General features: G+C 70.8%; 10 protein-coding genes. 4 read left to right on the top strand and 6 right to left on the bottom strand.

Translation table 11 applies throughout. The features are described 5' to 3' along the window. Positions 1–64 precede the first annotated feature (64 nt). The 6 genes from ABLI39_RS03700 to mtrA form a co-directional block, all read right to left on the bottom strand. Positions 65–1,300: a winged helix-turn-helix domain-containing protein gene (locus tag ABLI39_RS03700; protein WP_349412068.1), complete on the bottom strand. Its 1,236-nt coding sequence runs from the start codon at positions 1,298–1,300 to the stop codon at positions 65–67. 30 nt (positions 1,301–1,330) lie between these two features. Next, the gene (hpf, locus tag ABLI39_RS03695) at positions 1,331–2,050 is read right to left on the bottom strand and encodes a ribosome hibernation-promoting factor, HPF/YfiA family (protein ID WP_349412067.1); all 720 of its coding nucleotides are present in this window, start codon (positions 2,048–2,050) and stop codon (positions 1,331–1,333) included. A 143-nt stretch (positions 2,051–2,193) separates the two neighbouring features. Continuing rightward, positions 2,194–3,156, bottom strand: a complete 963-nt coding sequence (locus ABLI39_RS03690; protein ID WP_349412066.1) for a ComF family protein — start codon at positions 3,154–3,156, stop codon at positions 2,194–2,196. A gap of 103 nt (positions 3,157–3,259) precedes the next feature. Then, positions 3,260–4,978, bottom strand: a complete 1,719-nt coding sequence (locus ABLI39_RS03685; protein WP_349412065.1) for an LpqB family beta-propeller domain-containing protein — start codon at positions 4,976–4,978, stop codon at positions 3,260–3,262. Next, on the bottom strand, positions 4,975–6,783 hold the full coding sequence (mtrB, locus tag ABLI39_RS03680) for an MtrAB system histidine kinase MtrB (RefSeq protein WP_349412206.1): 1,809 nt from the start codon (positions 6,781–6,783) through the stop codon (positions 4,975–4,977). Before mtrB ends, ABLI39_RS03685 begins: the two co-directional genes overlap by 4 nt. A gap of 46 nt (positions 6,784–6,829) precedes the next feature. Then, entirely contained in the window at positions 6,830–7,504 is a 675-nt protein-coding gene (gene mtrA / locus ABLI39_RS03675) for an MtrAB system response regulator MtrA (protein ID WP_349412064.1), read from the bottom strand. Positions 7,505–7,780: 276 nt separating this feature from the next. Between mtrA and ABLI39_RS03670 the strand changes: the two genes are divergently transcribed. Genes ABLI39_RS03670 through ABLI39_RS03655 form a run of 4 tightly spaced genes read left to right on the top strand, consistent with a single transcriptional unit; the run spans position 7,781 to position 12,013 of the window. Then, positions 7,781–9,121 carry a DUF7847 domain-containing protein gene (locus ABLI39_RS03670; protein WP_349412063.1) on the top strand — a complete coding sequence of 447 codons (1,341 nt, stop codon included), beginning with the start codon at positions 7,781–7,783 and terminating at the stop codon, positions 9,119–9,121. Then, a complete protein-coding gene (locus ABLI39_RS03665; RefSeq protein WP_349412062.1) occupies positions 9,121–9,831 on the top strand; it encodes a DUF4129 domain-containing protein in 711 nt (236 codons plus the stop codon). The genes ABLI39_RS03670 and ABLI39_RS03665 overlap by 1 nt, the downstream gene beginning before the upstream one ends. Then, complete coding sequence (locus tag ABLI39_RS03660) at positions 9,828–10,976, top strand: DUF4350 domain-containing protein (RefSeq protein ID WP_349412061.1); 1,149 nt, start codon at positions 9,828–9,830, stop codon at positions 10,974–10,976. The genes ABLI39_RS03665 and ABLI39_RS03660 overlap by 4 nt, the downstream gene beginning before the upstream one ends. Then, positions 10,973–12,013 (top strand): AAA family ATPase, encoded by a 1,041-nt coding sequence (locus ABLI39_RS03655; RefSeq protein ID WP_349412060.1) that lies wholly within the window; start codon positions 10,973–10,975, stop codon positions 12,011–12,013. Before ABLI39_RS03660 ends, ABLI39_RS03655 begins: the two co-directional genes overlap by 4 nt.

The raw sequence follows: 12,013 nt of genomic DNA, 5'->3' as shown, positions 1-12,013 counted from the left end.
AAGCTGCCGAATTCCGGCGTGTTTAGTCTACGGGAGAGACGCAGGGCGGAACGCGCCTGTTCCCTCAGAGCGGATGCAGGCCGGCCACGGCCTGCCCGAGGGCGGCCGCCAGGTCCCCCACGGGGGCGACTACGATCCGGTCCAGCTCCAACCACTCTGCCATGAGCTGGAGTTCTTCGGCGAGTTCGACGGCGGTGTCGGCCGGCGCGCCGGGCTCGGCGTGGCTGGCCCGGGCGAGCAGGCTCCCGGTGGCGCGGTCCGCCTTCAGGTCGACGCGGGCCACAATCCCGTCGCGCAGCAGGAAGGGCAGCACGTAGTAGCCGTAGCGGCGTTTGGCTTCGGGGGTGTAGATCTCGAGCCGGTAGTGGAAGCCGAAGAGTTCCTCCAGCCGGCGGCGTTCGAAGACCAGGGAATCGAACGGGCTCAGCAGCGCGCGGCCGGTGGCGGCCTGCGGCAGCACGGCGTCGGTGTGGCGGTACAGCGGCCGGTTCCAGCCGGCCACGGTGACCGGCTCCAGCCGTCCGGCGTCGACAAGCTGATCCACGGCCACGGCGGCCGCGCGCTGCGGGGACCGAAAGTAATCCGCGAAGCACCGCAGGGTGCCGATCCCGTGGGCCTGCGCCGCCGCGTCGATCAGCCGGACCATGGCCGCCGCGGCGTCCGGTTCCTGCCGAGTGTCGGAGTGCGTCTGCGCTGCCGCTGCGGCGTGGACCCTGGCGGTCAGCGTGTAGCGGCGTTCAAAGGAGTCCGTCCGGGATGCGGCGGAGACGAGGCCTTCCTCGAAAAGGTGCTCGAGGACCCGTTTGACCGCGTTCCAGTTCCACCCCCAGTTGTCCGTGGACCGGTCCTCGATATGGCCCAGCCTGGCCGTCAGTTCGGCGGCGGTCAGCGCCCGGCCCGTACTCAGGGCGGTCAGCACCCGCTGCGCCACCCCGCTGCGGAGTTCCGGATCCATGGCGTGCGCGCCGACCCATTTGCGGCTTTGCCACTGGAGGAGGTCGGGGAAGTGCTCGGGCCGGATGAAACTGGCCTCGTGGGCCCAGTACTCCATCATCCGGCGGGGGTGGGTCCCGGCCATGCGCTGCAGGATGGACCGGTCATAGTTCCCGAGCCTGGAGAAGAACGGCAGGTAGTGGCTCCGCGAGAGCACGTTGACGGAATCGATCTGGACCAGGTGGAGGCGGGCAAAGGTGCGGCCCACCGCCCGTGCGCTCACGGGTGCGGCGGGCCGGACCTTATCCAATCCCTGGGCTGCCAGTGCGATCCGCCGCGCCTGCTTGAGGCTCAGCGATGCGTGCACGTCATTCCCTTCGTCGGATGGTCGCCGGCATTAGGCGCTGGCGGGCTCATCCTCTGAACGATAAGCGATGATCTTCTCCTCCAGCGGAGCCTCGCCCGGCTCGCAGGTCTGGTCCAGGCTGATCACCCCGTAGGTCCAGCCTTCACGGCGGTAAACGACCGAAGGAGCCTTCGTGTCCTTGTCCACGAACAGGTAGAAGTCGTGGCCCACGAGTTCCATGTTGTCGACGGCGTCGTCGAGCGAGAGGGAGGACGCGGGGAAGACCTTGCGCCGGATCAACACCGGGGAGTCTCCGGCCGGGATGTCGTTCTCCACCTCGTAGGGCGATTTCTCCTCGGTCAGGGGCTGCGGCGGATGGCTCGCTTCCTCGTAGATGGGTTCCCGGGTGCTGGCGGGTTCAAGGGTGGCCGTCGCCTCGGTGACGGACTTCGGGGTGTGCCGGCCGTGGTGGACCTTCTTGCGGTCCTTGGCCCGGCGCAGCCGTTCAAGAAGCTTGTTGTAGGCCAGATCGAAGGCGGCGAATTTGTCTGCCGCGCTGGCTTCGGCACGGATCACCGGGCCCCTGCCCAGAACGGTCAGCTCGACTGTGAGCAGTTCTGCGGTCTGACGGGCTTTGGTCTCCTTGGAAACCTTTGCGTCCACCCTCTGGACCTTGTCCCCCAGTGACGCGATCTTTGAGATCTTTTCGTCGGCGTATTCGCGGAACCGGTCCGAGACCGTCAAATTACGACCGCTGATCATGAACTCCATGGTGCCCTCCAAATGACTTCGGTGACACGACGGCGGCACTTCCGGGGGCTGATCTGATTGACAGTCGAGCCCCTTTCCGAGCCGCTATCGACAGGTACATCTGTTCTTGGTACCCATCTTCGACGTTAGTTCATGGGCCCCTGTTATTCATCCTTTTTTGGTTTATTTTTTTCCTGTGCGCCGGTGTCCCGCGCCAGTGCGGGGATTGCCGCGGCAAAGTCCTGCCGGGTCGGCGGGCGTGTCGCCGCGAGCACCACCGCGCCCCGGACCACGGCCCCCGCGGCGCGCAGGGCGCGGGCGGCTTCGGCCAGCGTGGCCCCCGTGGTGAGCACGTCGTCCACCACCACAACGGGCCGCCCGGCCAGCTCCGGCGGACAGAATCCGGTCCTGACCCGCATGGAGCCGCGCACCCGCCCCGCCCGGTCCGCGCGGCCCAGACCCTTCTGACCGCCCGGCCGAACCGGCGGCGTCGCGGCCGCCCGGAGTGCGGCGCGGATACCGGACGGTGCGGGACGGGTCTTGCGGAGCACGTCGGCGACGCTGGCGCCTTCCAGGACCGGGCTCCGCCGGGCCCGGACGAGCAGCAGGTGGACGGGACTGAACCCCCGGCGTCGAAAGGCGGCGCCGCTGGTGGGGACCGGGACCAGCAGGACCGGGTCGGCCGGGGCGATGGCTGCGCCGACGGCACGGGCCAGCGCCCTGCCCAGTTCCTCGGCCAGCTGTCCCTGGCCGTGCCGTTTGAAGGACAGCACGGTCTGGGCCAGCTCGCTCCGGTACACGCCGGCGGCAACGACCGGGAGCAGGACCGAGCCGTCCATGTCCACCAGCGCCGGCGCCCTTCCCTCGGCCCGGAACGGCCGGCGGGTGAGCCGCCGGAGCCTGCGGGTGCAGACGGCACACAGGGCCCGGTCCTCCGCGCCGCAGCAGACGCACTCCACCGGGGCGGCGAGGGCCAGCAGTTCCGCCGCGGCCGCGGCTGCCCGGTCCGCGGTCCGCGCCGGCCAGCGGCGGTAGCCGCCGCGGTGCCCCGCCGCCGGCGGATCGGGGTCGGGATCGAGGTCGGGGTCGGGCCCCCGGGCGCGGGCCCGGCGCGGTGGTGTGTTCACCCCTCAAGGCTGGGCGCCGCGGCGCCGGTCCGGAAGCCCTCCGCGCCGCTATGTGGACAGCCGGCGCGTGGCCAGCCGCTACGTGGCCGGCGGTCTGCCCGGCTCAGCCCGCGAAGGACGGATCCACGGCGCCCTTGAGCTGGGGCGACCAGCCGTTGCCGAGCCGCTGGAAGATGCCCTCGGCGGACTGGCCATAAATCTCCGCCGGTCCGTTACCGGCGCTGAGCGCGGTGAGGCCCGGCCAGGGCGCCAGCGCCTGGGGCGCCGCCGAGGTCAGCGAGACCAGTTCCGGCGTGACGTTCTCGCTCGCGGAGCCCTTCATCACGGCCACGGTGGTGTCGTTGACCCAGACGCCCTGGTCCGGCTCGTGGGCCGTCTGGAGGGTGATCGGCACGGTGAGGTCCCGCGGGGTGCCGTCGCCGGTGCGGATGATGCCGGTGACCTGGACGCTGGTCTTGCCGTTCAGCTCCGAGATGACCAGGGCCCGGGTCCCTTCGCGGGAAACCCGGAACTCCTTGACCTTCCGTCCGGCCAGCCAGGACGGGGTGAGGGTCACGCCGGGCACGTTGGCGCCCTCGGCGATCCCGGCCGGCCGGTAGGCCAGGACCTCGGTGGCCCCGTTGGCGCCAGGCCCGGCGGTCCAGACCCAGTCGTAGCGTCCGAACGACGGCCTGGACAGGCCGGCCCGGGTGGTGAGGGCGCGGGCGGGCTGGCCGGGGACGATCGAGTACAGCGTGGTCCGGCCGGCGTTGAGGAAGGCCGCGGTCTGCGAGACCGGGGACTCGGCCGGCAGCCGCGGCGAAAGGGCGCTCACGGACTTGATGTCCGGGAGCGGGCTGAGCTTGTTGTTCTCGAGCCGTACCAAGTCGTTGTTGCTGACGGCGATCTGGCGTGCGGGCACGTCCTTGTCCCGCACCGGCGGCAGTACGGACCCGTTGTCCTCCACCCGCACCAGGTCCTGGTTCGCCCGCAGTTCGACGTTGATGACGTCCGGCTGGCTGCGGAAGGTCAGGGCCAGCTGGGTCTGCATCCGCAGCCGGTCCTCGTTGGAGGCCTCCACGAGGTCCTTGGCGGACAGGTCCACCTGCGCCGCTCCGGAGACCACGGGGACGGATTCGCGGGCCAGCTTCATGCCCGAGGGGAAGGCGCTGACGACGGCGCCCTTCAGGTAGGGGGCGGGGCCTCCGAGCAGGGCGCTGGTCATGGCCTTGACGGTCTTCTTTTTGATGAACCAGCGCACATCCGGGACGGCGTAGGTGAAGGTGGGGTCGTAGAAGTAAATCGGGTAGGAGCCGTAGATCACTTTGAACGTCTCCTCGGGGATTGCGGTGCCGTCCGGAATTTGGGCGATCCGCCACTCGCCGTCGACCTTTGTCAGGGTCGCGGGAATGTTCTCCTTGGTGCCTTCCGGCAGCTGCGTGGCGATGCCGTCGGCGTCGACCGTGTAGGCCAGGTCCAGTTCGTAGTTGAAGACGTTTTCGACGGCGGTGCCCACCACCCGGGCGGAGCGGAAGACCAGCACCCGCTGGTCCGGCTTCCACTTCACCGAGGAGGCCTGGGTCAGGTACTGCCGCGCCACCGCGTAGTCGTCCTCGTAGCCGCTGCCCGCGAGGTAGAAGTCCTCGATCACCGACTCGGGCCCGGCACCGGACCGCGGGGCCACGGGGAAGAAGACGGGGGCGTTGTTTGGTTTTCCGGCGCTCTCATCGGTGCTCTTGCCCACCGGCCCGGAGCGCGGGATCTGCGCGCAGGAGGTGAGCAGCACGAGGACCAGGGCCAGCAGGGCCGCGGCGAGGCTGGTGAGCTTGCTGGCGCCTCTCATGGCTGGTCCTCTGTTCCGTTGAAGCGGGGCGCAGTGAAGCCCGTTCCGGTGAATCCGGCTGGTCCGCGTGGTCCGCCGGCTGCCGGGCGGGGCACGGTGGCGGCTGTCTCCAGCAGCAGCATCATCTGCTTGCCGGGACCCCCCGTAATCCCGACGTCGGCGGGTTCCAGCTGGAGCGGGGATTTGGCGATCGCTTCGCCTTGGCGCAGCGGCAGGGTGAGCCGGAAGTTGGAACCGCTCCCCTTCTTGCCCCAGGCCTGCAGCCAGCCGTTGTGCAGCTTGGTGTCCTCGGTCGCGATGGAGAGGCCCAGGCCGCTGCCGCCGGTGGTGCGGGCGCGGGCCGGGTCGGCCCGCCAGAAGCGGTCGAACACGCGGGCGGCTTCCGCGGAGGTCATGCCGATTCCGTGGTCCCGGACCGCCACGGCCACCGCGGTGTCGTTGGCCGCCACGGAGATGTTCACCGGCTTGCCCTCGCCGTGCTCGAGCGCGTTCAGGACCAGGTTGCGCAGGATGCGGTCGATCCGCCGGTCATCCATTTCCACCACGATGCTGCCCTCGGGGGCATTCAGGGTGACTTCGGAACCGTATTCGGCGGCCACCGGCGCTACCCCCTCCATCACGTGCGAGATGAGCTGGACGATGTCGGTTGGTTCGGCGTCGAGCATGGCCACGCCGGCGTCGAACCGGGAAATCTCCAGCAGGTCGGCCAGCAGGGACTGGAAGCGCTCCACCTGGTGGTAGAGCAGCTCGGCGGAGCGCTTGTTGACCGGGTCGAACTCGTCCCGCGCGTCGTAGAGCACCTCGGCGGCCATCCGCACCGTGGTGAGCGGGGTCCGGAGCTCGTGCGAGACGTCCGAGACGAACCTCTGCTGCATCTGGGAGAGGGTGGCCAGCTGGGTGATCTGTTCCTGCAGGCTGGCGGCCATGTGGTTGAAGGAGGCGCCCAGGCGGGCCACCTCGTCCTCGCCCTTGACCACCATGCGTTCCTGCAGCTGACCGGCGGCGAGCTTCTCGGAGACGAGGGCGGCATGGCTGACGGGACTGACGACGTTGCGGGTGACGTACCAGGCGACGGCGCCGACCATCAGCGCCAGGGCGGCGGCGCCGGCGAGGAGCACGTTCTGGATCTCGTCGAGCGTCTTCTGCGCGGTGTTGAGGTCGTAGATGAGGTAGAGCTCGTAGACCGTGCCGTTGAACGTCACCTTGTTCCCGACGGCGATGCCCGGGCGGTCCTCGGTGCCCACGGGAAACTCCGTTGAGGCCCAGAACTGGTCCTTGCCCGAGTCCTGCACTGCCTTGCGCAGTTCGGTGGGGATCACGCTGATGGTGAGTTGGTCGGAGGCCCGCGATTCGACCCAGCGGTTGCGCGGTTTGGTCTGTTCGGGCATCGCCTCAAAGACGTAGCGGCGCTGGATCACGGACCCGCGGCCTTCGACGGCGTTCAGCGTGTCGTAGACCAGTGTGATGACGCTGGACTGGTCGGTGACCTGCGCGCCGTCGAACGTGTCCTGGACCTGTTTGACGTTGTAGCGGGTCTCGGACTCCGCCTGCGCCAGCCGTTCCTGGAAGAGGTTGTTGGCGATCTGGTTGGAGAGGTAGGCGCCGACGACGGCGAACGAGCCGACCGCCAGCAGGAGGGTGGTCAGCACGGTGCGGAACTGCAGGGACCGCCGCCAGCGCCGGTGCAGGGCGCGCAGCAGGTACCGGGTCCCGGGGAGGACCTTGGATGCTCCGGTGCGCACCAGGCGCGCCACCCGGGCGGTGACGATCCGGGCGCGGCGGGCCCAAATGCGGGCACGGAACAGCGGCGACTGGCCGTGGGGCGGCGGCTGGTCCGGGCTTTCTTCCGGCTCAGGAACCTGCTTTGTAGCCGACACCACGGACCGTCAATACAACTTCGGGGGCTTCGGGATCGCGTTCGATCTTCGAGCGGAGCCGCTGGACGTGGACGTTGACCAGGCGGGTGTCCGCCGCGTGCCGGTAGCCCCAGACCTGTTCCAGCAGCAGTTCACGGGTGAAGACCTGCCAGGGTTTGCGGGCCAGAGCGACGAGCAGGTCGAATTCCAGCGGGGTCAGCGAAATCCGCTCGCTGTTGCGGCTCACGACGTGGCCGGCGACGTCGATCGTGACGTCCGCGATGCGCAGCGTCTCGGGGGCCTTCTGGTCGCCCGGGCGCAGGCGCGCCCGAACCCGGGCCACGAGTTCGGCGGGCTTGAACGGCTTGGGAACGTAGTCGTCGGCACCGGATTCGAGGCCGCGCACCACGTCGGAGGTGTCCGCCTTTGCCGTCAGCATGACGATCGGGACATCGGATTCGGAACGGATCTGGCGGCACACTTCAATGCCGTCGATGCCGGGGAGCATCAGGTCCAGCAGCACGAGGTCCGGCTTGGAGGAGCGGAAGACCTCCAGGGCCTGCCCGCCGTCCGCGCAAAAGACGGGGTCGAAGCCGTCGTTGCGCAGCACAATACCGATCATCTCGGCCAGCGCCTCGTCATCGTCCACTACCAAAATCCGTGCCTTCATACCTTACATATTCCCCTATTGAATTGGCTTTGTCGTATTCCTGCCGTCCCCGGCATGGCGCGGGCGGCCGCACGCTGGGCCGGGCAACGGCCGTTTTCGCCGGCGGGTGCGCACCTGGCCGGACGCCCGAACAGGCCCGGGGTGCTTGCGGCCGGCGCACGAAACTATAGGCTGGGGGCAAGCCTGGCCCGGACTGACGCCGGGGACCGCGGGCTGCCGGGCATCGCGCCCCGGGCCGCGGGCATCCGGTGGGCAATTTTCTTGGGGAGGAAAGGCTTGTCTGAGCAGGAACCTACCGGGCCGCAGCAGTGGGGCGGCCGCCCCCAGTGGGGCCAGCAGCACCCCTGGGGAAACCAGCAGCAACCGGCCCCGCCTCCGCAGTGGGGCGAACAGCCGCAGTGGGGGAACCAGCGGCGACCGGCCCCGCCGCCGCAGTGGGGAGTACCTCCGCTGCCGGACCAGCAGCCGCGGTGGGACCAGCAGCCGCAATGGGGTCAGCAGACGCAGTGGGGTCCCCGGATCCCCGGCCAGCCCGGGCACCCGCAGGCCCCCTACGGACAGCCGCGCTATGTCGCCCCGCCGAAACCAGGCATCGTTCCGCTGCGGCCCCTGATGCTGGGCGAGATCCTGGACGGCGCCTTCCAGACCGTCCGGCGCAATCCCGCAGCCATGCTCGGGGCCGGGGTGATCGCGCAGGCGCTGGGCTCCGTCGTCTCCGCCCTGGCCCAGACCGGGGTCGTCTCCGGGTGGTCGCCCTCCGGGTGGCTGGAGGGAATCAGCCCCTCGCAGGCGGTGGCTCTCGGCCTGGGCATCGCCGGGGTCGGCTTCGTGCTGATGCTCCTCTCGGTCCTCATCTCGGTCATCGTGCAAGGGGCCATGGCGGTTCCCGTGGCCCGCTCGCTGCTGAACCGGCGGACGGGCTTCCGCCAGATGTGGTCGTTGTCCCGCTCCCGGATGGGCGCCCTGCTGGGGCTTGCCGGCCTGCTGATCCTCGGCGTCGCCGCCGTCGTGGCGCTCTCTGTGCTGGTAACGATGGCGCTGGTAGCCGCCCTGGGCCGCTCCGCGCCGGTCGCGCTGGTGCTCCTGTTTTTCGGCCTGGTGGTGGTGCTGGTCTGGCTTGCCGTCCGGTTCCTCGTCGCACCGGCGGCGATCGTGGTTGAGGAGTTGGGCCCGTTCGCCGGGCTGCGCCGCTCCTGGCAGCTGACCGGCGGCAATTGGTGGCGCCTGCTGGGAATCTCACTGGTGGTCGGCCTGCTCGTCGGGGTGCTCAGCCAGATCGTCCTGCTTCCCGTGAAGCTCCTTGGCAACGCCCTCGGATTTACCGTCTTCAGCCAGGGCGGCGACGGCGCTGACCACACCGTCGGCGTCGCCGTCGCCCTGGTCAGCACCGTCGTCACGGCGCTGGTCGCTGCCGTGGGCTTCGCCTTCCAGACCTCGACCATGGCGCTGGTCTACCTGGACCTGCGGATGCGCAAGGACGGGCTGGACCTGTCGTTGATGCGCCAACTGGAGACCGGAAGCGACCCGGACGGCGTCCCGGGAAGGGCTCCGGCCGCCATCCTCGGGGCGCCCGCGGTGTGGCAGCGCCCGCCCTACGGCCCTCCCCCGGTCCGGTGATGACGGCCGCCGCCGTCCACGCAGGCCATGCCGTATCCGTCCTGGCCGCGGGTTTGCAGGCGGAACCTCCGGTGCTTCCGGACCGCGGGGAGGCCGGCCGCTGGGCGGCGGAGGAACTCGCGAAGGCCCCGTACCGCGACGCCGCGCCAAGCTGGCTGGACGATGCGTTGGCGGAGTTCAGCCGCTGGCTGCGCTCGTTCTCCGGCGACGGCGCCCCGGCCGGCGACGCCGGCTATGCCGTCCCGCTGCTGCTGGTCATCGCCGCCGTCGTTATTGTGGTTGCCGTCCTGGTGGTGCGGCCCCGGCTCAATGCCAGGCGGTCCGCCGACGGGAAGGTTTTCGACGCCGGCGCGCCTCTGAGCCCGGACGCGCACCGCGGAAGGGCCGCAGCGGCGGCTGCCCGCGGGGATTGGGCCACGGCCATTGTCGAGCAGTTCCGTGCCCTCGCCCGGGCGGCGGAAGACCGCGCCGTGCTGGATCCGCAACCGGGCCGGACCGCCGGCGAGGTCGCTGCACGGCTGGGCCGTGCGTTCCCCGTCCACGCCCGGGAACTGGACGAGGCGGCGCTGACCTTCGACGCCGTCCGCTACGGCGGGGCGGACGGCGGGCCCCGCGAGCACGAGGCGCTGGCCCGGCTCGACGCGGCCCTGGCCGGTACCGCCCCGGACTACCGCGACGCCGGCACGGACACTCTGGTCAGGCCGCTGTGAGCGGGACGACGGCGCTGCTCCGCCGGCACCGCACCTGGGCCATCCTCGGCGCCGTGTTCATCGCCGCCCTGGTCCTGACGGCCGTGCTCCAGCTGCAGCCCCGCGGCGACCGCACCCCGCTGTCCATCCGGAATCCCGCCCCGGACGGGGCACGCGCCGCCGCGGAAATCCTCGGCCGCCACGGCGTCGCCGTGGAACAGCAGGACTCCCTGGACGCCACCGTCCGGGCGCTCGACGCCGCCCGGCACGCCGGCGAAGGCACCACCGTCCTGCTCTATGACCGCAACGGCTACCTCGGCCGGGACCAGCTGCAGTACCTGGGCGGCGCCACGGACCGGCTGGTGGTTCTCACCCCGCGGCTGAACACGCTGCAGGGACTCACCGGCGGAATCGTGCAGGCCGGGGTGGTGCAGGAGCGCACCGAGGTCCTCGCCCCGGACTGTGTCCTCCCGGATCCCGCCGCCGCCGGCACCGTCACGGCCAGGAACGGCTACCTGTACGACGGCGAGGTGGTGTGCTACACACCACCCGGCGGCCAGGGCGGTCTCTACGCCGGCAGCGAGGACGGCCGGACAGTGGTCCTGGGCAGCACCGAGATCCTGAGCAACGGCGCCCTGGCCGAGGACGGAAACGCTGCCCTGGTGCTGCGGAGCCTCGGCGCGGAACAGCACCTCGTCTGGTACCTGCCCGGCCTCTCCGACGTCCCCGCCGCGAAGGAGCCGGTGACCCTCGATGAACTCGCCGCCCCGTGGACCCACGTCCTCGGGCCCTGGCTGGCGTTCGTGGCGCTGTTGGCCATGTTCTGGCGCGGCCGGAGGCTCGGCCCGCTGGTGTTCGAGCCGCTCCCGGTGGTGGTCAAGGCGGCGGAGACGGCCGAGGGCCGGGCCCGCCTCTACCACGACGCGCGCGCCGTGGACCGGGCCACCGAGGTGCTCCGCGCCGGCACGCTGATCCGGCTTGCCCGGACCCTGCGGCTGGGGCCCGACGCCGGGGCTGCCGCCATCATCGACGCCGCGGGCCGGCACCTGGGCCGGACGCCCGAGGAAATCGGCCACGTCCTCAATGCCACACCCCGCGCCGAAGCGGAGCTGGTGCGCTGGGCCCAGGAACTGGACAGACTAGAGAAAGAGGTACACAGCCGATGAACGACCAGACCACCGCAGCCTGGCCCGCGCCCCGTCCCGCTCCGGGACCGGCGGACGACGCCGCCGTCCCCCGGGAGCCCGCCGGCGCCGATCCCGTGCGCCAGGCCCTGCTGGACGTCCGCCACGAGGTCGCCAAGGCCGTCGTCGGGCAGGACGCCACCGTCACCGGACTGCTGATCGCCCTGCTGTCCCGCGGCCATGTGCTGATCGAGGGCGTCCCCGGGGTGGCCAAGACCCTGCTGGTGCGCAGCCTGTCCGCCGCCCTCAGCCTGGACACCAAGCGGATCCAGTTCACCCCGGACCTGATGCCCGGCGACGTCACCGGTTCGCTGATCTACGATTCACACACCTCCGAGTTCAGCTTCCGGGAGGGCCCGGTCTTCACCAACATCCTGCTCGCGGACGAGATCAACCGGACCCCGCCCAAAACCCAGGCATCACTCCTGGAGGCCATGGAGGAGCGGCAAGTCTCCGTGGACGGCGTCTCGCGCGAGCTGCCCGGGCCCTTCATCGTGGCGGCCACGCAGAACCCGGTGGAGTACGAGGGCACCTATCCCCTGCCGGAGGCCCAGCTGGACCGCTTCCTGCTCAAACTCACCATGCCGTTGCCCGGACGGCAGGACGAGATCGAGGTGATCCGCCGGCACGCCGCCGGCTTCGACCCCCGCCAGCTGGCGGCGGCCGGCATCCGCCCCGTCGCCGGCCCGGCCGAACTGGAGCGGGCGCGGCAGGCGGTGGCCGCCGTCGAGATCGGGCCCGAGGTCCTTGGCTACATCGTCGACATCGTCCGCGCCACCCGGGCGGCGCCGTCGTTCCAGCTCGGCGTCTCGCCGCGCGGGGCCGCCGCCCTGCTCAACGGCTCCCGCGCCTGGGCCTGGCTTTCCGGCCGGAGTTTCGTCACCCCCGACGACGTCAAGGCCCTCGCCCTGCCCTGCCTGCGGCACCGGGTGGCCCTGCGGCCCGAGGCGCAGATGGACGGTGTGCAGGTGGACGGTGTGCTGGGCAGCATCCTCGCCTCCGTCCCTGTCCCGCGCTGA

Origin of the sequence: Pseudarthrobacter sp. B907, from assembly GCF_040137805.1 — a bacterium.
In the GTDB taxonomy this organism is placed as follows: Bacteria; Actinomycetota; Actinomycetes; order Actinomycetales; family Micrococcaceae; genus Arthrobacter.
The sequence above is the reverse complement of the archived record's forward strand: the minus strand, read 5'-3'. Positions and strand labels throughout refer to the sequence as shown.